The sequence below is a fragment of the Promicromonospora sp. MS192 genome, from assembly GCF_049532985.1.
In the GTDB taxonomy this organism is placed as follows: Bacteria; Actinomycetota; Actinomycetes; order Actinomycetales; family Cellulomonadaceae; genus Promicromonospora.
The window spans coordinates 2,797,208-2,818,269 of the sequence record NZ_CP186693.1 but is presented as its reverse complement, the minus strand read 5'-3'; the positions used below and the strand labels follow the sequence as shown (position 1 = coordinate 2,818,269).

At 73.6% G+C, this 21,062-nt stretch carries 21 protein-coding genes; 13 read left to right on the top strand and 8 right to left on the bottom strand.

Features of this window, described 5'->3' with window-relative positions:
- Positions 1 to 90 precede the first annotated feature (90 nt).
- The 4 genes from ACO229_RS12695 to ACO229_RS12680 all read left to right on the top strand — a co-directional run bounded on the left by ACO229_RS12695 (position 91) and on the right by ACO229_RS12680 (position 3,717).
- Positions 91 to 1,533, top strand: a complete 1,443-nt coding sequence (locus ACO229_RS12695) for a hypothetical protein (protein ID WP_423465147.1) — start codon at positions 91 to 93, stop codon at positions 1,531 to 1,533.
- Positions 1,530 to 1,919, top strand: a complete 390-nt coding sequence (locus ACO229_RS12690) for a FixH family protein (protein ID WP_423465146.1) — start codon at positions 1,530 to 1,532, stop codon at positions 1,917 to 1,919. Before ACO229_RS12695 ends, ACO229_RS12690 begins: the two co-directional genes overlap by 4 nt.
- A gap of 90 nt (positions 1,920 to 2,009) precedes the next feature.
- Entirely contained in the window at positions 2,010 to 3,155 is a 1,146-nt protein-coding gene (locus ACO229_RS12685; RefSeq protein WP_423465145.1) for a hypothetical protein, read from the top strand.
- The gene (locus ACO229_RS12680; protein WP_397432347.1) at positions 3,148 to 3,717 is read left to right on the top strand and encodes a hypothetical protein; all 570 of its coding nucleotides are present in this window, start codon (positions 3,148 to 3,150) and stop codon (positions 3,715 to 3,717) included. Before ACO229_RS12685 ends, ACO229_RS12680 begins: the two co-directional genes overlap by 8 nt.
- An 81-nt stretch (positions 3,718 to 3,798) precedes the next feature.
- Here ACO229_RS12680 and ACO229_RS12675 read toward each other — a convergent pair whose 3' ends face one another.
- A complete protein-coding gene (locus ACO229_RS12675; protein WP_423465144.1) occupies positions 3,799 to 4,365 on the bottom strand; it encodes a TetR/AcrR family transcriptional regulator in 567 nt (188 codons plus the stop codon).
- A 98-nt stretch (positions 4,366 to 4,463) separates the two neighbouring features.
- Here ACO229_RS12675 and ACO229_RS12670 point away from each other — a divergent pair, with 98 nt between their 5' ends.
- The 7 genes from ACO229_RS12670 to ACO229_RS12640 all read left to right on the top strand — a co-directional run bounded on the left by ACO229_RS12670 (position 4,464) and on the right by ACO229_RS12640 (position 11,909).
- Positions 4,464 to 5,408 (top strand): NmrA family NAD(P)-binding protein, encoded by a 945-nt coding sequence (locus tag ACO229_RS12670; protein WP_423465143.1) that lies wholly within the window; start codon positions 4,464 to 4,466, stop codon positions 5,406 to 5,408.
- 224 nt (positions 5,409 to 5,632) lie between these two features.
- On the top strand, positions 5,633 to 7,501 hold the full coding sequence (locus ACO229_RS12665) for a carboxylesterase/lipase family protein (RefSeq protein WP_423465142.1): 1,869 nt from the start codon (positions 5,633 to 5,635) through the stop codon (positions 7,499 to 7,501).
- Between the two features lie 393 nt (positions 7,502 to 7,894).
- Positions 7,895 to 8,053, top strand: coding sequence for a hypothetical protein (locus ACO229_RS12660; protein WP_397432354.1), 159 nt, complete (start codon positions 7,895 to 7,897; stop codon positions 8,051 to 8,053).
- Positions 8,054 to 8,207: 154 nt separating this feature from the next.
- Positions 8,208 to 9,134 (top strand): DUF6772 family protein, encoded by a 927-nt coding sequence (locus ACO229_RS12655; protein WP_423465141.1) that lies wholly within the window; start codon positions 8,208 to 8,210, stop codon positions 9,132 to 9,134.
- Positions 9,131 to 9,463, top strand: a complete 333-nt coding sequence (locus ACO229_RS12650; RefSeq protein ID WP_423465140.1) for a hypothetical protein — start codon at positions 9,131 to 9,133, stop codon at positions 9,461 to 9,463. Before ACO229_RS12655 ends, ACO229_RS12650 begins: the two co-directional genes overlap by 4 nt.
- Positions 9,464 to 9,473: 10 nt before the next feature.
- Positions 9,474 to 10,775, top strand: coding sequence for an MFS transporter (locus ACO229_RS12645; protein ID WP_423465139.1), 1,302 nt, complete (start codon positions 9,474 to 9,476; stop codon positions 10,773 to 10,775).
- A 69-nt stretch (positions 10,776 to 10,844) separates the two neighbouring features.
- Positions 10,845 to 11,909: a LacI family DNA-binding transcriptional regulator gene (locus tag ACO229_RS12640; RefSeq protein ID WP_423465138.1), complete on the top strand. Its 1,065-nt coding sequence runs from the start codon at positions 10,845 to 10,847 to the stop codon at positions 11,907 to 11,909.
- Between the two features lie 25 nt (positions 11,910 to 11,934).
- On the opposite strand, the gene ACO229_RS12635 is transcribed toward ACO229_RS12640, so the two are convergent.
- From ACO229_RS12635 to ACO229_RS12605, 7 genes are all read right to left on the bottom strand, one after another.
- Positions 11,935 to 13,653, bottom strand: a complete 1,719-nt coding sequence (locus ACO229_RS12635) for a SulP family inorganic anion transporter (protein WP_423465137.1) — start codon at positions 13,651 to 13,653, stop codon at positions 11,935 to 11,937.
- Positions 13,650 to 14,135 (bottom strand): ArsR/SmtB family transcription factor, encoded by a 486-nt coding sequence (locus ACO229_RS12630; protein ID WP_423465136.1) that lies wholly within the window; start codon positions 14,133 to 14,135, stop codon positions 13,650 to 13,652. The genes ACO229_RS12635 and ACO229_RS12630 overlap by 4 nt, the downstream gene beginning before the upstream one ends.
- A 78-nt stretch (positions 14,136 to 14,213) precedes the next feature.
- The gene (locus tag ACO229_RS12625; RefSeq protein ID WP_397412868.1) at positions 14,214 to 14,555 is read right to left on the bottom strand and encodes a hypothetical protein; all 342 of its coding nucleotides are present in this window, start codon (positions 14,553 to 14,555) and stop codon (positions 14,214 to 14,216) included.
- Between the two features lie 47 nt (positions 14,556 to 14,602).
- Positions 14,603 to 15,466, bottom strand: coding sequence for a carbohydrate ABC transporter permease (locus ACO229_RS12620; RefSeq protein ID WP_397432363.1), 864 nt, complete (start codon positions 15,464 to 15,466; stop codon positions 14,603 to 14,605).
- Complete coding sequence (locus ACO229_RS12615) at positions 15,466 to 16,446, bottom strand: carbohydrate ABC transporter permease (protein ID WP_423465135.1); 981 nt, start codon at positions 16,444 to 16,446, stop codon at positions 15,466 to 15,468. The genes ACO229_RS12620 and ACO229_RS12615 overlap by 1 nt, the downstream gene beginning before the upstream one ends.
- Positions 16,447 to 16,449: 3 nt before the next feature.
- Positions 16,450 to 17,796, bottom strand: a complete 1,347-nt coding sequence (locus tag ACO229_RS12610; RefSeq protein WP_397432366.1) for an ABC transporter substrate-binding protein — start codon at positions 17,794 to 17,796, stop codon at positions 16,450 to 16,452.
- Between the two features lie 53 nt (positions 17,797 to 17,849).
- Positions 17,850 to 18,845 (bottom strand): LacI family DNA-binding transcriptional regulator, encoded by a 996-nt coding sequence (locus ACO229_RS12605; RefSeq protein WP_397432368.1) that lies wholly within the window; start codon positions 18,843 to 18,845, stop codon positions 17,850 to 17,852.
- A 206-nt stretch (positions 18,846 to 19,051) separates the two neighbouring features.
- On the opposite strand from ACO229_RS12605, the gene ACO229_RS12600 reads away from it, so the two are divergent.
- Together ACO229_RS12600 and ACO229_RS12595 are read left to right on the top strand one after the other, a co-directional pair.
- Positions 19,052 to 20,032 (top strand): ADP-ribosylglycohydrolase family protein, encoded by a 981-nt coding sequence (locus ACO229_RS12600; protein ID WP_423465134.1) that lies wholly within the window; start codon positions 19,052 to 19,054, stop codon positions 20,030 to 20,032.
- On the top strand, positions 20,029 to 21,036 hold the full coding sequence (locus ACO229_RS12595) for an ADP-ribosylglycohydrolase family protein (protein ID WP_423465133.1): 1,008 nt from the start codon (positions 20,029 to 20,031) through the stop codon (positions 21,034 to 21,036). The genes ACO229_RS12600 and ACO229_RS12595 overlap by 4 nt, the downstream gene beginning before the upstream one ends.
- Positions 21,037 to 21,062 lie beyond the last annotated feature (26 nt).

Here is a 21,062-nt window from a genome sequence, read left to right as displayed (position 1 = left end):
CGTCCGGTGGCCCCGGGTCCCTCCTGCGGGGGACGAGAACTACCGGCCGGGGGACGAACGGGCGCCCCGGTGATCCCTAGGTTCCACCTCGTGAAGAAGACCGCGAAGAAGGCTCTGCGGACGCTCGCCAGGATGTTGTCGGCGGCCCTGCCGGTGACGGTGCTCGCGACCGTCCTCGTGACGGGGACCGGTACCGCCCCGGCACAGGCGGACGGCGGGAACGTCGGGTCCGACCTCCAGGTCGCCCAGTCCCTGGGCGAGCGCGACCTGACGGTGATCGTCCGGCGTGCGGCGGCCCCGCCGGCTCCGCTGCGCGTCGACGTCGTCACCCACGCAGGTTCGCCCGCGGGCGTGCTGGACCTCGCCGTGACCATCGCGGGCGAGACCCCGAGCACGGCACGGGTCGAGCTGGGCCCGGAACCAGGGGTGTACGGCGGGACGCTGCGCGTCGACAGGGCAGGGCCGTGGGAGCTGAGCATCGACGACGGTGAGCAGGTCGCCACCATCCCGTTCGTGGTCCCGGCAGTGGTCGCGCCACCGTGGGAGGACGCCGTCTACGGCGGCTTCATCGCGGCCGGCGCCCTGCTCGTCGCGGCGCTCGTGCTGGCGCTGGCCGGTCGCCCTGGTGCCGCCCTGGTCCCGGCCGGCGGCATGGTGGCGGCGCTCGCGGTCGGCGTCACCGGCGCGCTGCTCGCGCCGACGATTCCCCTGCCGCCTGCGGTGGGCACCCACCTGGACCCGACCGCCGAGAACGTCGCCGACCCGTACGCACCGGTACGTGTCACGGACTTCTCCCGCCCACCGGTGAACGTGGTGCCCGGCATCGACGGGGACGACCTGGTGCTCCACGTGACCGACGGGTCCACCGGCCGCCCCGTGGACGACCTGCTGGTGCACGACAGCGCGTTCATCCACCTCGTGCTGGTCTCGCCGTCTGGCGACCTGCGGCACGTGCACCCGGTCCGGGTCGCACCCGGGGAGTACCGCGTCAGGTACGACGACGCCGAGGCGGGGGTGCACGCGGTCGCCGCGGAGCTGGCCCGGCGCGGCGGGGGAGTACAGCTCGCCCGCGGGTCGGTCATCGTCGAGGGCGACGGGCCGGTCACGGAGGCACCGGTCCGGCACCGTGGCGACGGGCGTACCGGACCGGCTGCCGGCCTCGCGCAGGACGTCGCGGCGGCCGGTGAACCGAGCACGTTCACCGCGGACTTCGGCACGGCGACGCTCCAGCCGTGGCTGGGGATGGTCGGGCACATGATCGTCGTGGGCCCGCTCGGCGACGGACCCGCCGGTACGAACCCCGCGGTCGCCGCCCCGGTCTGGGCGCACGTGCACGCGATGGTCCCGCCCACGCCCGGGGTCCCGGTCATGCCGGACGAGAGCGTGGCCGCCTACGGCCCCGAGGTCCGGTTCACCTATACCTTCCCGCAGCCCGGCCGCTACCGGGTGTGGGTCCAGGCCGAGCAGGACTACTCGGTCCTCACCGTCCCGGCGGTCGTCGACGTGCCGGCAACGAACGGAGCGCAGCGATGAGAAGAGCAGCCGTCTGGACCGCGCTGGTGGCCGTCGTGGCAGGAACCGCGCTGCTGCTGTGGCCGCACGCGCCACGGGTGGAGACCTACTCCGTGAGCACCGGCCGGCACACCGTCGAGCTGACGGTGGACGACCCCCGCACCGGGACGAACACGCTCGAGCTGACCGCAGCCCGCAGCGACGGCAGCCCCGTCACCGCCGACAGCCTCACGGTCGACCTGGTCATGCCCACCATGGGCCACGCCGCACCGCCGGTGACCGCGTCCAGTACCGGACCCGGCCGCTTCAGCGCGTCGGACGCGACCTTCTCCATGGGCGGCAGCTGGGAGATCACGGTCCGCCTGCCCGGCCAGGACCGCGCCGTCTTCTCCGTCCCCGTGCGCTGAACCCGTCCCGCCCGGGTCGCCGGGCGGGCCTGAAATCGCTCGACCAACCCCTACGACCAAGCCCTACGACCAACGGAAAGGCTGATCACGATGGACCTGACAGCACCCTCGGCGGTGGCCCCCCGCGCGGGGACCGTCCCACGCGGCCTCGCCCCCGCCGGCGTCGTCCTGACCGGGACGCTGCTCTCCCTGTTCGGCGCGAGCTGGGACCTGGAGTGGCACAACGACGTCGGACCCGACACCTTCTTCACCCTGTCCCACCTGCTCATGTACGCCGGCAGCGCCGTGGCCGGCCTCGGCAGCCTGGTCGTGGTGCTGCGCACCACGGCGCGGCAGCGCGCCGGCCTGCCCATCGACCCGGTCGTCGGCGGTGGCGCGGTCGGCGTGTTCGGCAGGACGTTCTCCGCACCGGCCGGATACCTGGTCGCCGGCTGCGGCGCGGCCTCGTTCCTGCTGTACGGGCTGTGGGACCAGTGGTGGCACGGCATCTACGGGTTCGACGCCGAGATCGGCTCCCCGCCGCACGTCGGCCTCCTGCTGTCCATCAGCGTGACCCTCACCGGGGCGCTGATGATCTTCGCCTCCGCCCGCCGGCAGACCTGGGGCGTGGTGGGGACGATCCTGGCCGCGGGCGCGCTGTTCGCGTTCAGCATGATCACCGCCTACGCCACCAAGGAGCTGCCGACCGGTGCGGTCAACGCGTTCGACGTGGTCACCGCGTTCCTGGCCGTGGTGGTCGTCATGACCGGCTCGTTCGTCCTGGACCGCCGGGGCGCCGCGTTCGCCGTCACGGCGGTGGTCGCCGTCCTCCAGGCGATCCTGTGGCCGTACTCCGAGTCGGCCACCGTCTGGTACGCCCGGGTCGAGGGCCTGCCGATGCGCGACTACCTCGACCCCTCGCCCCTGCACGCGTCGATGATCCCGTTCGTGCTGCTCGCCGTGGGCGCGATCATCGAGGCCGCGCTCGGACGTGCACCGGCCTGGCTCGCCGGCCTGGTGGGCGGGGCGATCATCGGGGCCTGCGCCCCCGTGCAGAGCGCCTGGCTGGCTCACCAGCCCCTGCCCGGTCTCACCGTGGTCGCGGCGACAGCCGTGGCCGCGGCCGCCGCGGGCGCCGTCGGCGGCTTTCTGAGCCTCCGCTTCGGCACGATGCTGTCGCGCCTGGCCCCCGGTGCCGGGCACCCCGTGAGCGGATCGGCGAACGGCTCCACCACCCCGGAGGTCAACCATGCGTAAGGTCACCGCGACACTGCTGAGCGCGCTCGCGATGCTGCCGGCCCTGGCCGTGCCGGCCGCGGCCTACCCGCCCGTCGACATCGTCCACACCGAGCAGGTGGAGGCCGGACCGTACGACCTCACGGTCGGCTTCAGCACCTGGCCCCTGCGTGCCATGCAGTCCCTGGACTTCTCCTTCGCGCCCGCCGGCGGCCTGCAGGGCATGTCCGGTGAGCTCACCGTGATCGACCCGGACGGTGCGGCCGAGACCGAGCCGCTCGCCCGGCACCCGCGCGACCAGGACCTGTGGGGACTGGACGTCGAGTCCCTGAACGCGCCGGGCGACTGGACCTTCCGGTTCACCGTGGACGGCCCGCAGGGGCCGGCCACGGGCGAGCTCACCGGCCTGGAGGTGCTGGAACAGCCCGGCCCGCCGCTCGGCCTGAGCTGGTCGGTCAGCACGCTCCCGCTGCTCGGGCTCGTCGCGCTGGTCGTGGTCGCCTGGCGCCGGACCCGGCCGGGCGCACGGCAGGGGGACACCCCGGCGACGGAGGCGGCGTCCGCGAGGGACGCGCAGCCGTAGGACCGGTTCGACGGGGCCGGTGGTGCAGGACGCCGCACCACCGGCCCCCGTCCGTCGACGAGGGCCGCGGGCCGGACCGCCTCAGACCCGCGGAGCGAGTCCCCGCACGGCCAGCGTGAACAACCGCCCGGCGGCCGCTTCCTGGTCGGCACGGTGCTCCGTGGCCAGGACCACGCCCACGGCCAACGTGATCAGGTCCGCGACGTGGACCCCGGCGTCGACCGCGCCGTCGCGCACCGCACGCTGCAGCAGAGGGCCGCCCGCGCTCTCCAGTGCCGCGGCGCAGCTGTTCTCGGTGAGCGAGCGGGGCTCGTCCTCCTCGTAGGTCAGCGCGGCCGCCAGGCCACGGGCGGACACGCAGTAGGCCACGACGTCGGCCAGCCAGTCCAGCAGGGCCTGCCCGCCGTCCTCCCGGTCGGCGAGGTCGTGCGCACGGGCCACCAGAGCCTCGACGCGCTCCCGGGAGACGGCCTCCACGAGTGCCCGGCGGGTCGGGAAGTGCCGACGCACGGTGGCCGAGCCCACGCCTGCGACGCGCGCGATCTGCTCCAGCGAGGCACCGGCACCATGGGCCGCGACCTCCTGCTCGGCCACGGCCAGGATCCGTGCGTGGTTACGCCGCGCATCGGCGCGCCGGCGCTCGGGCATCGGGGCATCTCCTTGCTCAAGTGGCGGGGGACGCCATATCGTAGCGCCGAATAAGTGGCGGGCCCCGCCACTTACGAGCGAGCACACGAGGAGCACCCATGCCCACGACACCCCGGCCCACCGTCCCCACGCCCCAGGACGCCGCACCGGTCCTGGTCACCGGTGCCACCGGCAAGCAGGGCGGCGCGACCGCTCGCGCGCTCCTGTCCGCCGGGGTCCCGGTGCGTGCCCTGGTCCGGGACGCCACCACGGACCGGGCCAGGGCCGTCCAGGCCCTGGGGGCGGAGCTGGTCACCGGCGACCTGGCCGACCGTGATTCCGTGGTCCGTGCCGCCACGGGCGCCCGCGCCGTCTTCTCCGTGCAGATGCCCCCCTCCACCCCGGACGGGTTCGACTTCGCCGCCGAGGTCGCCCAGGGCGCCCACCTCGTCGAGGGCGCGCTGGCCGCCGGGGTGCAGCAGTTCGTGCACACCTCCGTCGCCGGCGCGGGCGTGCACACGCAGGTTCCCGGCTGGGCGCCCGGCCGCTGGGCGGTGGAACCCTCCCTGAACGCCAAGGCCGCGGTCCAGGACCGGGTGCGCTCGGCCGGTTTCGCGCACTGGACCCTGCTCAAGCCAGGCACCTTCATGGACAACTTCCACCCCTCGGCCGCCTACATGTTCCCGCGCGGCATCGACGGCGGTCTGATCGGTGTCCTGAAGCCGGCCACCCGGCTCTCCCTGGTCGCCGTCCAGGACATCGGAGCGGCCGCAGCGGCGGCCGTCCTCGCACCGGACCGGTTCGACGGCGTGGAGCTGGAGCTGGCCAGCGACTACCTGTCCATGACGCAGGTCGCCGAGACGCTCTCGCGCGTGCTGGGCACACCGCTGTCCGCCCCGGACATGACGGAGGAGGAGGCCCTCGCGGCGGGGATGCCCGCCATGGGCGCGTCGCTGGAGTGGCTGAACGTGGCCGGGCAGCCGGGCCGCCCCGAGTACGCGCGCGACCTCGGCATCCCGCTCACCAGCTTCGAGCAGTGGGCGCACGAGCACCTGCGTGGCTGACCTGGCCGTCGCTCGGGCGTGCGGCCAGGCGTCCGCGACGGCCGGCACGCTCGAGGCCCTTGACCGTGTCCCTGGCACATGGTCTGTACTGCCGCCATGGTGATCGACTGGCCGGCCTTCCTGCCGGTCTCGCTGAGCATCTCCGTGATCCCCGGAGCCAACCGTCATGACCGCGCTCACCCGTGCTCACCCGCGGTCACCCCGAGGGTGACAAGGAGTGCATGGTGACGAGCACAGAACGGGCCGACGGCGACGGATCTCTGGCGGGAGCCTCGCGGCGTTCCCCCTGGTTCTGGGTTCCCCTCGTGCTCCTGGTCGTGGCGGCGGTGGTGCTCGGCTGGTTGAACAAGACGCCGTGGTGGGGCTGGGGTCTGGTCGCGATGCTTCTGACCGCCCTGGTGCTGACCGCCGCCTGGTGGTTGCGGCGTGGCGCTCTGCTGCGGGTAGGGGCGTGGTTGGTGGCGGCCGCTCTGGTGTGCGGCACGGCCGTGCTCGCGCACCCCGGGCCGCAGTACCGGGCTGCCGGTGGCGCGGAGCGCGAGGCGACGGGGCCTGTTGCGACGCGTGAGGGTCCGGTGACGGGTGTGCGCAACGACGTCGGCTCGGTCGAGATCTTCGCGGGCGTGCCGTACGCGCGGCCTCCGGTCGGGGAGCTGCGGTGGCGGGCGCCGCAGCCGGCCGAGCCGCGGACGGGCGTGCTGGTCGCCGACCGGTTCCCGGCGGCGCCGGTCCAGGCCACCACGACGTTCGCCTCCAGGGCGCTGTCCCAGGTCCTCGACATCCCCCTGGAGGACACGTTCCTCAACCCGTTCCCGGTCAGCGAGGACAGTCTCTACCTGAACGTCTGGCGTCCCACGCGGCCGGCCTCGGCCGAGCTGCCCGTGCTCGTCTACGTCCCGGGCGGGGGCTTCGCCACCGGGTCGGGTGCCCTGCCCCTGTACGACGGCGAGGCGCTGGCCTCCAGCGGCGAGGCGATCGTGATCACGATCAACTACCGCCTGGGCGTCCTCGGCTTCCTCTCGCACCCGGACCTGGCCGCCGAGTCGGGCTACGGGGCGTCGGGCAACTACGGCATCCTGGACCAGGTCGCCGCCCTGGACTGGGTGCGGCAGAACATCGCGGCCTTCGGTGGTGACCCGGACCGGGTCACGGTCGCCGGGGAGTCGGCGGGCGGGGAGAGCGTGTGCATCCTCGGGGCCACGCCCCTGGCCGAGGGCCTCGTCGACGGCATCATCGGCAGCAGCGGTGCGTGCATGGGCACCGAGGGTGACACCGAGGACGGCGACCAGAGCGACTCCCGGGCGGTCGCGGAGGACGCTGGTGAGCAGCTGCTCCAGGAGCTCGGCGTGGAGACGGTCGGTGAGCTGCGCGACCTGCCCGTCGACCGGGTCGTCGAGGCCGCCGCGGCCGTGGGCCCGCACTGGCGGCCGTCGGTCGACGGGCACGTGCTCGACCGCAGCCCCGCGGAGATCTATGCGGCAGGGGACCAGCTCGACGTGCCGACCATGGTGGGCAGCAACGCCGACGAGGACTCGTTGATCGGGGCCTTCCCTCCGGAACCCATGACTCCCGGGGAGTACCGGGCGTCGGCACGGGAGGACCACGGCGAGGAGGCGGAGGCCTTCCTGGACCTGTATCCCGGGCAGACCGAGGAGCAGGTGCTCGACTCGCTGCTGCAGGCTCAGGCCGACCGGGTCTTCACCCGTGCGATGTACCGCTGGGCGCGGTTGCAGACCCTGACGGGTCGGGCGCCCGCCTACCTGTACTTCTTCACGCACACCCCGCCGGACGAGGGCCTCCAGGAGTATGGGGCCTACCACGGCGCGGAGGTGATGTACGCCTTCGACAACCTGGGTGCGGACGGTGACGCCGACTACGGCACGGCCGACCGCGTGCTGCGCGACCAGCTCAGCGGCTACTGGCTCAACTTCGTCCGGACCGGGGATCCCAACGGGCCGGGCCTGCCCGCGTGGTCCACGGTCGGCCAGAGGCCGGGACAGGTCATGGAGATCGGCGTGCCCACCGGTATGACCGCTCGCCCACGGCCCGAGGCGGTCGACTACTGGATGCGCTACGAAGGGCCGATCGCATGACCAGCACGCACGTGCCTCCCGCCCTGAAGCCGGCCGTCTTCGAGCGGGTGGTGGTCTACTCGGTCTTCGCCGCCTGCGGCGTCACCGGCGCGGCCTTGCCGACCGGCTCCCGCGACCGCACGGGCACCCCGGCGCCGGGCCTCCGAGGGCCTTCCCGGCGGCGTCGGTCCGCGGTGACCTCCCGGGCTGCCGGCGTCGGTAGTCGGTAGCCGGCGGACGAGACCTACGTAGCCGGATCGGTGGCAGCACGGATGTGCGCCCGGGCGTGCCCCGGCAGGATCCCGTGAGCGTGCTGGTCCCGGAGCCCGGCGGCGTACGTGCTTCTCCGGGTTCCGCTACGGACATCGCGCGCTGGCGGGCTTCGAGCCGGACGGTGACCCGTCCGTCCGGGTCGTGGCCTCCTCGGGCAAGCGGTCCTACGAGATCCAGCTCTGGGCGGACGGCCCGTACGACGACGTCGCGGTCACCTACGGCCCCGACGGCACGGTCATCGACATGAGCGGCGGTGCGAAGGGGTCCCAGGCGGCCGCCTGGGAGACCACGCACGGCTGACCGGCCCCTGAGCCCCCTCGAACCCGGCTCCGGCCCGCCCCGGCGGTCCGGAGCCGACGCATGCCTGTTGACAGACGACGACGCACCCGCGTAGAACTGATAAATCGATTGTTCACTGGCAATGTCGCCTCGAGGCGACCAGAACGGCTGGCCCATGACCTCTTTTCCCTCCGGGTTCTTCGACCCGCTCCCGCGGGTCCTCGTGGCCGACGACTTCGACCACGGCATGAGCGGGTGGCTCGACCTGCGCCCGAACTTCGTGGCCCCCGGGTTCCGCGAGCACTCCTCCGACATCGACCTGATCCACTGGGGCCCGACGATGCTCAGCTCCGCCACCTTCGCCTTCGGCGGCACGCACGGCTCCGCGAGCGGCACCTACTCCCTGAAGATCTCCAGCCGCGCCGCCGCAGCCCCGGCCGACCAGCCCCCGGTCGCCGGGTCGATGGGCCTGGCGATCAAGCGCCTCGCCGTCCCCGGTGACGCCCGCAGGCTCCGGATCGAGGCCCTGCTCGCGTACAAGGTGGAGCAGGACCGTCCCGGCCTGGGCGTGAACGACCTGCGCGCGTTCGGCATGTTCGTGGACCTGCAGGACGACGAGCACCGCTACATGCCCGGCGTCCGCTACGTGAACGCCGTCGGCGGCCAGCCCGTGCGCCGCTGGCAGTTCTACAGCCCCACCGACGTCACCGACGAGGAGTGGAGCTACGGCGCCGACGGCTGGCACAAGGCGGGCGTCGACCCGCAGTGGTTCGGGGAGCGCGGTCCTGACGGGTCCACGGTCGCCACGACCTGGTTCGAGGACGGTGAGCAGTACCTCATCTACAACGAGTCGGACGACAAGCTGAACTGGACCCCGTTCTCCCTGACCGTCGACCTCGTCAACCGCTCCTACGAGGAGTTCCGCGTGGGCGGCCGCAGCTTCCGCTTCCCGGCGGGCGCCCACCCCACGCTGGCCCCCGCGTACAACGACATCGAGGGCCTGCTCAACCCGGTGTTCTTCGTCGAGGCCGACACCGACCGGCGCGTCTCGCTGTTCCTCGACTCCGTGCTCGTCTCGGTCGAGCGGGGGGAGTCGGCGTGAAGACCTTCTACACCTCCGTGGTCGAGCTGCGGCAGCCCTTCGACCAGGCGATCGAGACCCACCCGTACGAGTGCGGCTGGGCCGACGAGGCCATCTTCTTCGTCGAGCTGCACGACCCCGAGCCGGGAACCTCCGTCGAGCTGCGCGTGCAGATCAGCCCCGACGGCATCCGCTGGGTCGACGAGGGCACCGTCCTCGCGACCACCAGCACCACGTTCGCCCGCGTCAGCCACTTCGGAGGGTTCCTCCGCCTGGCCGGGACCGCGCGGCAGGCCGACGGCGGGGCGGCGTCCGCCACCGTGTCGGTGCGCCTCGCCCTGAAAGGTTAGAAAGGAAACGATGACGTTCCGGATCAACAAGGCCACCGTCGGTGCCACCGTGGGCACCGCACTGGAGTGGTACGACTTCTCCCTCTACGGCACCGCCAGCGCGTTGGTGTTCCCCGCCGTGTTCTTCCCGTCCCAGGACCCGGTGCTCGCGACGCTCGCGTCGTTCGCCACGTTCGCGGTCGGGTTCTTCGCCCGGCCCGTGGGCGGGCTCATCATCGGCCACCTCGGCGACCGGTACGGCCGTCGGCAGATGCTCTTCCTCACCCTCGTGCTCATGGGCGTCTCCTCGACCCTGATCGGCCTGGTCCCCAGCCACGCGAGCATCGGCGTGGCCGCGCCCGTGCTGCTCGTCGTGCTCCGGGTGGTGCAGGGCTTCGGTGCGGGCGGCGAGTACGCCGGCGCGACGCTGCTCGCCGCCGAGCACTCCCACGACGGCGCCCGCGGGCTCAACGCCGCGATCCCCGGCGCGGGCAACGCCGTCGGCGCGCTGCTGGCGACCGGCGTGCTGACGCTGCTGAGCACCACGCTCTCCGAGGCCGCCTTCCTGTCCTGGGGGTGGCGGGTCGCGTTCCTGCTCAGCATCGCCGTGAGCGTCACCGGCGTCGTCATCCGGCTGCGGGTCGCCGAGAGCCCGGAGTACGTGCGCACCAAGGAGCAGGGCCACGTGCCCCGGGTGGCCCTCGGCGAGCTGTTCCGCACGGCCGGGCGCAGGATCCCGTTCGCGATGCTCGCGAGCATCGGCCCCAACGTCGCCAGCTACCTGCCCTCGGTCTACGCGCTGACCTACCTGACCGGTACGGTGGGCGCGCCCGCGTGGATCGGCCTGACGGGCATCCTGATCGGCAACCTGCTCAAGCTCGTGACCATCCCGTTGGCCGGGTGGATCTCCGACCGGGTCGGCCGGCGACCGGTGTTCCTCGCCGGCGCGCTCGGCGCGGTGGTGCTCATCTACCCGTTCTTCTTCCTGCTCGACACGGGCACCCCGGTGCTGGTCTGGATCGCCCTGGTGCTGCTCTTCACGTTCTGCAACGACGCGATGCTGGCGGCTCAGTCCGGATTCATGTCGGAGCTGTTCGACGTGCGGCACCGCTACACCGGCGTGACGTTCAGCCGTGAGATCACCGGTGCGCTCGTGGGCGGCACCCTGCCGTTCGTCGCCGCGTGGCTCACAGCGGCGGCCGGGGGCGGCTCGTGGCTGGTGGCGCTGTACTGCGCCGTGCTGTGCGCGCTCGCGGCGCTCGGCATGTTCCTGCTGCCCGAGACGCGCGTCGCCGCGGGCCGGGGCGACGGCGCGCGGTCCGTGCGCGCCTGATCACGCCTGACCGGCGGGGGAGCGGCGGCCGGTTGGCCGCCGCTCCGTCCCGCCCGGCACACTGGGCACATGGACACCCCGGTGCAGCGGACGACGGCAGGACCACGCAGCGGCCCCGTCCGGCTGGCCGACGTCGCCGAGGCCGCGCGGGTGTCCCGCGCGCTGGCGTCGCGCGTGCTCAACGGCGACCCTGCCGCGCGGGCCGCCCCCGAGACCAAGGCCCGCATCGTCGAGGCCGCGGCGCGTCTGGGCTACGTCCCCAACGTGGCGGCGAGGAGCCTGCGCGGCAACCGCACCGGGCTCCTCGGCCTGGTCGTCCACGACCTGTCCAGCCCCATCTACCTGGAGCTGATGCGCGGGGCACGCGAGGAGGCCGCCCGCCACAGCTACTTCCTGGTGCTGGGCGACGTCGACGAGCTCCTCGCGGACGACGACGCCTACCGCATCCTCATCAGCGGACGCCGCGTCGACGGCATCGTCATGCAGGGCGGCCACGGCGAGCTCGACCGGCGGGTCGGGGACATCGCGCGGGCGCTGCCCACCGTCGTCGTCAACGCCCCGACGGACGTCGAGCACGAGGGTGCGACGCAGGTCTACCCCGACGAGGTGGCCGCCACCCGCCTGCTCACCGAGCACCTCGTCGGGCTGGGCCACCGGCGCATCGGCCTGGTCTCGGGCCCCCGGCAGTCCATGACCAACCGGCTGCGCGAGGAGGGCATCGTCACGGCGCTGGCCGCGGCGGGCCTGGAGCTCCGCGAGGAGGACCGGGCCCACGGCGAGTGGTCGGCCGACGGTGGCCGCGCCGGCGTCGACGAGCTCGTGGCGCGCTGGGGCACGGCGGCCGACCGGCCGTCGGCCCTGATCGCCGGGAACTCGCTGGTGGGCATCGGCATGCTCGGCGCGCTCGCCGGGCACGGCCTGGTGGTGCCCCGCGACCTGTCGGTCGCGGCCGTGCACGACACGTGGATCAACGAGCACCTCGCACCGTCGCTCACCGCCGTCAGCCTGCCCCTGCACGAGGTGGGTACCGTCGCGGTGCGGACCCTGCTCGCCGGGTCGCACGGCGGCCGGCACGTCCTGTCGGACCCGCCGCCCGTGCTGCACACGCGTGCGTCGACGGGGCCGCCGGGGTGACGCCGGCCGGGCGCCGACCTGGTCGTCAGCGCCGGCCGTCGAGCTGCGGCACGTCGACGCCGCGTGCCGCGCGGGCCACGTGCGACCGCGCGTGCGTGACGGCCGCCTCGAGGGTGGCGAACGCGTGGCTCTCGTGCCGGAGCCGGTCCGGCACGCCGACGCTCGCCATGAGCCGGCGGTGCCGGTCCTGCACGCCCTTGACCAGCACGGTGACGCCCCGCTGCTCCAGCGTCCCGACCAGCTCGGCGAGGGCCCGGGCGCCGGTCGCGTCGACCATGCGCAGCTGCGACAGGCGCAGGACGACGACGAGCACGTCGTCGCGCACCGAGGCGTCGGTGACCTCGCCGAGGATGCGGTCGGACGCGCCGAAGAACATCGCGCCGTCGAGCCGGAACAGGGCGATGCGCTCGTCGCCCTCGTGCGCGGCGCCGGGCAACGGCTCGCGGTGCACGGAGGAGGCGCTCGCCACGCGGCGCAGCGCGAAGAAGGCCGCGACGACCAGCCCGATCTGGACCGCCTCGATGAGGTCGAACGCCACGGTGATGACCGCGGTGGCCACGAAGGTGACGGCGTCGGACCGCGTGGAGCCCAGCACCGCGCGCACGGTGCCGGCGCCGATCATCCGGAAGGCAGTCACCATGAGCACGCCGGACAGGGCGGCCAGCGGGATGCGGCCCACGGGCCCGGTGGCCAGGTAGATCACCGCGAGGATCACCAGGGCGTGCACGACAGCGGCGAGCCGGGTGCGGGCCCCGGAGCGCACGTTGACCGCGGTCCGGGCGATCGCGCCCGTCGCCGGCATGCCGCCGAACAGACCCGACGCGAGCGACGCCAGGCCCTGGCCGACGAGCTCCCGGTCCGGTGCGTAGACGGAGCCGCCGGGCGCCATGGAGGCCGCGACACGTGCGGACAGGAGGGACTCGATCGCGGCCAGGGCCGCGACCGCCACCGCCGCGCCCACCAGGTCCGCGGCCACCGCCAGGTCGAGGTCGGGCAGCACGGGCACCGGCAGCGTGGCGGGCAGGGTCCCGATGCGGTCGACCGGCGCGCCGGTGGCCTCGGCGAGCACGGTGGCCGCGACCACCGCGACCAGCGACGCGGGCACGGCGCGGTGCAGGCGCGGGAGCACGACCATGACACCGGCGACCAGGGCCACGGTCCCGAGAGCCCAGAGCATGGCGCGGTCCGGGTCGAGCAGGTCGAACGAGGACACCGCCGCGGCGACCGACCGGGCGGCGGAGACCAGGGTGTCCTGGCCCGCGGCCGGGGTCTGCCCGACGGCCGCGGGCACCTGCTGCAGGAAGATGATCGCCGCGATGCCGAGCGTGAACCCCTCGACCACCGGCCACGGGATGTAGGTGACCACCCGACCCAGCCGCAGCATCCCGGCCAGCAGGACGACGGCGCCGCCGAGCAGCGTGACCAGGGCGACGGAGGCGAGCCCGTGCTGCGCGACGATCGGGGCGAGGACGACGGCCATCGCGCCGGTGGGCCCCGAGACCTGGAACCGGGACCCGCCGAACACCGCGGCGACCACGCCCGCGACGACGGCGGTGACCAGGCCCGCCGCGGGACCGGTGCCGGAGCTCACGCCGAACGCCAGCGCGAGCGGCAGCGCGACGACGCCGACGGTGAGGCCTGCCAGGAGGTCCGCCCCGAGGGACCGGGGGCGCAGGTCGTAGTCGTCGCGGCGGGGGAGCAGGTCGCGCAGGTCCAGCCGGGCGAGCACGTCGCGGACCGTCACGGTTCCTGCGTCCCCTCGGCGGCGTCCTCGTGCCGGGCGGTCTCGCCGGCGGGTGCCGTCCCCGCGGTGGCAGTCAGGGCGGTGGCGGTCAGGGCCGCCTCCAGCACCGCGCGGGCGCTCGCCCCGGGCAGCGCGGGCAGGCGGCGGGCACCGGCCAGCCGGTCGGCGTCGGCGTCCCGCCCGGCGAGGCGGTGGAGCAGGAAGGCGCGGGCGACCACGAGCAGCTCGGCGACGAGGGGTTCGGCGAGCCGGTAGTGCACGGCGTTGCCCGAGCGGCTCGACTCGACGACGCCTGCGCGCTTGAGGACCGCCAGGTGCTGGGAGAGCGCGGACGGCTCCGAACCGGTGACGGCCTGGAGGCGGGAGACCGGTGCGGTCAGGTCCGGGTCGGCCGCGAGCACCTCGAGCACCTGGATGCGTGCCGGGTGGGCCAGGCTCTTGAAGAGCTCCGCCTTGATCGCGTAGAGGGGCTGGGTGTCCACGCCTCTGAATTTAGCAGTTGCTGAATCCGCGCGCCTGCGCGGAGGGGACCGGTCACCCGGCCCGCGACCGCCCTGCGGTCAGCGCCAGTCCTCGTCGATCGACAGGACGCTGAAGATGTCGCGGCTCGGCTCGCGCCGGATGGGCGGGGCGCCGTCGAGCCAGCGCCGGACCGCTGCCTGGGCGATCGTCTCGTCGGTCGTGATGCCCGTCTCGCCGAAGTGGCCGTCGACCCAGGGCGTCCAGGACCAGAGCTGGACCAGGTCGTCACCGAGGTCCTCCATCATGAGGCGGTGGCTGTCGTCGGCGACGAGCATGGCGCCGACGAACCGGTCGAAGTTGTCGACCGTGACCAGGTCGACCAGGCCGGAGTCGATCTGCTCGGCCGCGGCGGTGCGCAGGATCTCCTTGGCGGATGGCATGGGCACTCCTTGGTTCTGGTAGGTGCGTGATACCGGTGGCGGGAGCGTCATACGGCGATCCCGCGGGAGACGTAGCCGTCGATGAAGGTGCGTTGCATCATCAGGAAGAGCACGACGACGGGCAGCGCCATGAGCAGCCCTGCCGCGCTGACCAGGGACCAGTCGGTGGTGAATCCCTGCTGGAACGAGTAGAGGGACAGCGCGACCGGCTGGAGGTCGCGGTCCTGGATGAACGTCACGGCGAGCATGAACTCGTTGTAGGCCTGCAGTCCTGCCACGAGAGCCGCGGTCAGCACCGCGGGCCGGATCGTCGGCAGCACGATGCGGGCGAAGACGCCCACCTCCCCGGCGCCGTCCAGCCGCGCCGCCTCCTCGTACTCGCGGGGCATGCCCACGAGGAACGCCCGCACCAGGAGGGTGGCGAACGGGCTGTACACGGCCCAGTAGATGATGATCAGGCCGATGGGCTGGTTGTAGAGCCCCAGCATGGACCACCAGCTCACCAGGGGGACCAGGAAGAGCTGGATGGGCAGCGACGAGGACACCAGCAGCCAGAGGATCCAGGCCCCGCCGCCGGGCAGGTCCAGCCGGGTCATCGCGTAGGCCGCGGTGGTGGCGATGACCGCGACGCCGGCCGCGGTGGCCACCGCGATGACCAGGCTGTTCAGGAGCGCGCCGCCCATGTGCGCCTGCTCCCAGGCGACGGCGAAGTTGCTCCAGCTCCAGGTCTGCGGCGGTCCGAGCGGGTTGCTGTCGATCTCGCGCGAGGACTTGAGCGCGTTGGACGCCAGCACGAGCAGCGGGCCCAGCGCGTACACGCCGAGCAGGCCCAGGATGAGCCAGGTGACCGGCTGGGCAGGGCGCCGCCGGGCCGCCGGGACGCGGCCGTCGAGGGTGGGAGCGGTGTGCACTAGATGTCCCATCGCAGTCGTCGGCGCAGGGCGAGGTAGCCCAGCACGGTCGCGGCGCTGATGACCGACAGCAGCATGGCGACGGCGGAGGCGTACCCGTGGCGCTGGTTCTCGAAGGCCTCGCGGTACAGCACCGTGCTGAGCACGTCCGTCGAGCCGGCGGGGCCGCCCTGGGTCAGGACGTAGACGTAGTCGAAGACCAGGAACGACCAGATGATCGTCATGAGGCCGAGGAAGACCAGGGTGGGGCGGATCATGGGCAGCGTGATGTGCCAGAACTCGCGCACCGGCCCGGCGCCGTCGAGCCGCACGGCCTCGTAGAGGGCCGGGTCCACGGACTGCATCGAGGCCAGGAAGATCACCAGCAGGAAGCCCCACCACTGCCAGGTGTTGACGAACGCGACCGAGCCGAGCGCGAGCGACGGGTTGCCCAGGAAGTTCACGTCGGCCAGCAGGTCGGAGACGAACGGGATGCCCAGCGTCGACAGGGCCGCACCGACGCCGCCGTCCGGGTCCAGGAGCTGGCGCCAGACGGCCGCGGAGACCACCGTCGCCAGCACGTAGGGGATGAAGTACAGGACCCGGAAGAAGGCCTGGTTGCGCCGCAGCCGCGACAGCAGGAACGCGCCGACCAGGCCCATCGACATCGGGACCACGAGGAAGAAGAGGGTCCACAGGAGGTTGTGCACCAGCGCGTCACGGACGGCTCCGGAGCCGAGCATCTCGGCGTAGTTGGCCAGGCCCACGAACCCGGGGGTGCTCAGCCCGTCCCAGTCGGTGAACGAGTAGTAGACCGACGCCAGTCCCGGTCCGGTGATGACCAGGAGGTTGACGATCAGCAGCGGTGCGACGAACACCCAGGCCAGGAGCCGGCGCTGCCGCCTGGCCCCGAGCGGCCGGCCCCGGAGGGCCGGCCGCGCACCACGACGCACCGGGTCCGCCGCCAGCGCGGTCCCGGTGGTCGCGGTCCTGGGGGTCACCGGTCAGCCTCGGCTCTGGGGGGTGAAGGGCACGAGGGTGGTACCGGCGTCGAACTCCTGGTCGAAGACGTCCTGCATGCCGGCCAGGTACTCTTGGGCCGTGCTGTCCCCGGTCACCACCTTGTCGAACTCGGTGATGAGGTAGGAGTCGGTCTTGGGCGGGAAGAAGGTCCAGGTGGCGTAGCCGACGTTCGTCGACTCGGGGATCTGGCTGTAGAGGTCCACGGTCCGCTCGTCGACCTCGTCGGGGAACTGGTCGGCGGTCATCGCCAGCGGCGGCGGGTTCTCGCCCGTGCGTGCCGTGTACTCCAGCGCCCGGTCGACGTCGCCCGCCACGTAGTCGAGGAAGGCGGCCGCGGCGTCGGGGTCGGCCGCGTCGGCGCTGACCGAGAGCTGCGTGCCGATCGCCAGCGGGAACACGCCCGGCTCGACGTCGTCGCTCAGCGACGGCAGCGGGGCCCAGGCCCACTGCGACGGGTCCTCGAACACCTCGGTCAGCGAGTTGAACGACCACGTGCCGCTCAGGTACATGGCGGTGGTGCCGTTGGCCAGCCCGGTCACGTTCGCCGTGTCGTCGGTCGTGAAGTAGGACTCCGCGCCGCCGGCGAGCCAGCCCTTGTCGATCCACTCCTGGATCAGCTCGATCGCCGCGACGAACTCCGGGTCGGTGAACGAGGCCTCACCGGTGAGCACGTCGTGGATCTTCTCGGGGCCGACGGCGGCGTTGAGGACGGCCGTGACCAGCCACTCGCTCATGCCCTGGTAGCCGGCGTTGCCGCCGCCGAGCGGCACCATCCCCGCCTCGTCGGCCTCCTGGGCGATCTGCTCGAACTCGGCCAGGGTGGTCGGCGGGGTCCAGCCGTGCTCCTCGAACACGGCCGCGTTGTAGTACAGCACCATGGAGCCGTAGCTGGCCGGGACCGACGTCACCGCGTCGTCGACCGTGCTGAGCTCGTACGCCCAGGGCAGGAACGCGTCCTGCCAGCCGTACTCCTGCGCGTACTCGTCGAGGTCGATGGTCCGGTCCGCCCGGGCGAAGTCCGAGGCGGCCGACGGGCCGTCCGCGTAGACGATGTCGGGCGCCTCGCCGGCCGCCACGGCGGTGTCGGTGAGCTTGCCGAGGGTGGTCAGCTCCTTGACCTCCATGTCGACCTGGGCGTCGCCCTCGGCGTTGAACCCGTCGACGAAGATCTCCTGGAAGGCCTCCTCCGTGCTGGGCGCGTAGAACGCGCCCCAGTAGGAGACCGTTCCGCCGGCGGCGTCACCGCCGCCGCTCACGCAGCCGGCCAGGGCGACCGAGACCGCGGCGGCGAGGCCGACGGGAACCAGTGCGTGCTTCGTGATTCTCACAGTGATGTTCTCTCTCGCGAGGAGGGATGGTGCCGGGCGGGAGGTGCGGGGCGTCAGGTCGAGTCGCGGACGACGAGGCGGTTGGACAGGGCCACGGCGCGCGTCACGTCCGTGACGTCGCCGTCGAGCCGCTCCAGCAGCAGGCGCGCGCAGGCGCGCCCGATCTCCCGGGCGGGGTTCTCGATCGTGGTCAGGGGCGGGTCGACCAGGGACGCCGCCTCGATGTCGTCGTACCCGGTCAGGGCGAGGTCCTCGGGGACCCGGAGCTTCATGGAGCGGGTCACGTCCAGGACCCCGAGCGCGATCAGGTCGTTGGCCGCCACGATCGCGTCCGGGCGGTCCGCGCGGTCTGCGCGGTCAAGGAGCGCCGTGGCGCCGTCGCGGCCGCCCTGGCGCGTGTAACGGGTGCACACCACGTCGGCGCCCAGCACCGGGAAGCCGGCCGCGCGCAGCGCCTCCTGGTATCCCTGGAGGCGCTGCCGGGTCGGGGTCACGCCCTCGTCACCGCCGAGGAAGGCGATCCGGGTGCGGCCCCGGGAGATGAGGTGCTCGGTGACCTTCCGGGCGCCCTCGACGTCGTCGGTGTGCACGTAGTCGCCGCCGCCCGGAGGGGCCTGGCCGAGGGTGACGAACGGGATGCCGGCGTCGTGCACCTCGGCCAGCCCGGCCGAGGGCAGGCCGAACGGCGCGGCGACCATCGCGTCCACGCGGCGGGTCAGGAGCCGGTGGATGGTCGTGGCCGAGCGGTCCAGGCCGCTGGCGTCGGTGATGGTCAGCAGGAGGTCGCGGGGCACGAGCACGTCCTGCATGCCGGCCGCGACCAGGGGGTAGAACGGGTTCTCCAGGGTCGGCACGATCAGCGCGACCGTCCCGGTGCGCCCGCCGCGCAGCTGCGCGGCGCCGGGGTGGGCGCGGTAGCCGAGGCGCGTGATCGCCGCCTCCACCCGGGCCCTCGTCGCCGCGGAGACCGGGCGGTTGCCGGTGACGACCTGCGAGACCGTGGACATGCTGACGCCCGCGGCCTCCGCCACCTCACGTATCCCGACCATGCCCGCTCCTCGCCCGCCTCTCGTTCTCCCGAGAACGCAAAAGGTTTTGGAGTAGCATGCTCCAGGTTCACCCTGTGAGGCAAGACACAAGCGCAAAAAGATGCGCAAACATAGCGATGCCACGCATGCTCTGCGTGCTGGTTCCACGCAAAACGTTACGTTTCCAGGCGTCGCAGCCGGGAGCGGGAGCCGAAAGACGGAGGAGCATGAACGACGATCGTGCGCGCGGAGCGCTGCTCGGCCTGGCGATCGGCGACGCGATGGGCGCGCCGACCGAGGGCATGACCCTCACCGCGATCCGCGAGCGGTGGGGACGGGTGCGCGGCTTCGTCGACCCCGAGGCCGCCGGGACCGACGACACGGAGTACGCCGTGCTGTGCGCCCGCGGCGTGCTGCGGGCGGGCGCCGGGCTGACCTCCCGGGACGTGGCCGACACCTGGCTGGAGGCCCTGCGCGAGCAGCGCACCGGGTTCAACCGGGCGGGCTTCAGCGAGATGATCGCCCTCGCCAACCTCCACGCGGGCATGGAGCCGCCCGCCAGCGGGCAGCGCAACGCCGAGACCTGGAGCGACGGCGCCGCCATGCGGGTCGCCCCGATCGGCGTCTTCGCCGCGGGCGATCCCGTGCTCGCCGCACGCATGGCGCGGGCCGACGCCGAGGTCAGCCACTCGCGTGACGGCGTCTACTGCGCGCAGGCGATCGCCGCGGGCGTCGCCGTGGCGATGGTCGCGGACAGCGTGGACCCCGTGCTGGACGCCATGCTCGCCGCGCTGCCCGCCGACTCCTGGTCGGCCCGCACGGCCCGCCGCGCCCTAGACATCGCCGGGCGGGCCGGCACGCCGGAGCAGGCCGAGGAGGACCTGTTCGAGGCGATCCCCCTGCGGCACTACATGTGGGCCGACGTCGCGCCCGAGGCCGTCGCGCTGTGCATCGGCCTGCTGCGGGCCACCGACGGGACGCCGGCCGTCATCGAGTCCGGCGTCAACATCGGCCGCGACTCGGACACCATCGCCGCGATGGCCGGCGCGGTGGCCGGCGCCCTGCACGGGGCGAGCGCGTTCGACCCCGGGCACGTCGCCCAGGTGCGGACCGTGACCGGCCAGTGCATCCAGGCCACGGCCGGCACCGACCTCGTCGACCTCGCGGACGCGCTCGTCGCCCGCGCGACCACGGAGGAGCGAGCATGACCGACCGCCTCGACCGCGCCGTCGGCGCCGTGCACGGCCTCGCGCTGGGCGACGCCCTCGGCGCGCCCGCCGGCGAGCACCGCACCGTCCGCGACCCCTGGGTGCGGCAGATGCTGCGCAAGGGCGCCCTGGAGCTGGACGAGTCCCGCGTGCTGCGCCCCGTGGTGCCGTTCGTGCTCTCCGCGATCGGGGCGCCCGCCCTCGTGGCCACCGACGACGCCGAGACGTTCGCGGTGGCCGCCCGGGTGCTCCTGGAGGCGCCCGGCCGGGACGTGGGCAGCCTCTTCGACACGTGGCGCGGCCTGCTCGACACGCCGGACACGTGGACGTCCGCCGCGCAGCGCTCGGCCCTGATCAACGCCGCCACCGGGCTGCGCCCGCCGCACACCGGCTCCGACAACCCGGCCTTCTACGACGACAGCGCCCTGCCCGGCGCGCTGGCCGTGGCGATCGCGGCACCAGACCCCGCCGCCGCGGCGGAGCTCGCGCGCACCTACGCCACCATCACCCACGACGGCACGGGCGTGCACGCCGCCGCCGCGTACGCCCGGATCCTCGGGCACCTGCTCGACGGAACGCCGCTGCGCCCGGCCCTGGAGGCCGGCACCGAGGACCTCGCGGCCGACGGCTGGCTGGCCGACGGCGTGCGCGACGCGCTGCGGATCGCCGACGAGGCGCGCTCGCCGTTCGCGGCCGTACCCGTCCTGGTGGCCCGGTTCGCGCCGCGCACCTACAGCCACCCCGGAACGGTCGCGGAGACGCTGCCGCTGGCCCTGGCCGTCACCGTGCTGGCCGCGGGCGACCACGAGACGGCGCTGCCGCTGGCCCTGTCGGTCACGCGGCACCAGGACAGCCTGCCCGCCCTGGTCGGCGCGCTGTGCGGGGCCGCGGGCAGCGCACCGGCCGCGGACGACGTCGACGTGCTGCAGGGCGTCACCGTGCCCGCCGTCGCCGGTCGGTCCCTGGCGGAGCTGGCGGGGGCCCTGGTCGCGAGCCGGGCGTAGCGGGGCGGGGCCGGGCGTTGCAGGGC

Excerpts from the sequence above, each read along its gene's own strand:
- ACO229_RS12690 (WP_423465146.1), top strand. The coding sequence starts at position 1,530 with ATGAGAAGAGCAGCCGTCTGGACCGCGCTGGTGGCCGTCGTGGCAGGA.
- ACO229_RS12685 (WP_423465145.1), top strand. The coding sequence starts at position 2,010 with ATGGACCTGACAGCACCCTCGGCGGTGGCCCCCCGCGCGGGGACCGTC.
- ACO229_RS12680 (WP_397432347.1), top strand. The coding sequence starts at position 3,148 with ATGCGTAAGGTCACCGCGACACTGCTGAGCGCGCTCGCGATGCTGCCG.
- ACO229_RS12675 (WP_423465144.1), bottom strand. The coding sequence starts at position 4,365 with ATGCCCGAGCGCCGGCGCGCCGATGCGCGGCGTAACCACGCACGGATC.
- ACO229_RS12670 (WP_423465143.1), top strand. The coding sequence starts at position 4,464 with ATGCCCACGACACCCCGGCCCACCGTCCCCACGCCCCAGGACGCCGCA.
- ACO229_RS12655 (WP_423465141.1), top strand. The coding sequence starts at position 8,208 with ATGACCTCTTTTCCCTCCGGGTTCTTCGACCCGCTCCCGCGGGTCCTC.
- ACO229_RS12645 (WP_423465139.1), top strand. The coding sequence starts at position 9,474 with ATGACGTTCCGGATCAACAAGGCCACCGTCGGTGCCACCGTGGGCACC.
- ACO229_RS12640 (WP_423465138.1), top strand. The coding sequence starts at position 10,845 with ATGGACACCCCGGTGCAGCGGACGACGGCAGGACCACGCAGCGGCCCC.
- ACO229_RS12625 (WP_397412868.1), bottom strand. The coding sequence starts at position 14,555 with ATGCCATCCGCCAAGGAGATCCTGCGCACCGCCGCGGCCGAGCAGATC.
- ACO229_RS12605 (WP_397432368.1), bottom strand. The coding sequence starts at position 18,845 with ATGGTCGGGATACGTGAGGTGGCGGAGGCCGCGGGCGTCAGCATGTCC.
- ACO229_RS12600 (WP_423465134.1), top strand. The coding sequence starts at position 19,052 with ATGAACGACGATCGTGCGCGCGGAGCGCTGCTCGGCCTGGCGATCGGC.
- ACO229_RS12595 (WP_423465133.1), top strand. The coding sequence starts at position 20,029 with ATGACCGACCGCCTCGACCGCGCCGTCGGCGCCGTGCACGGCCTCGCG.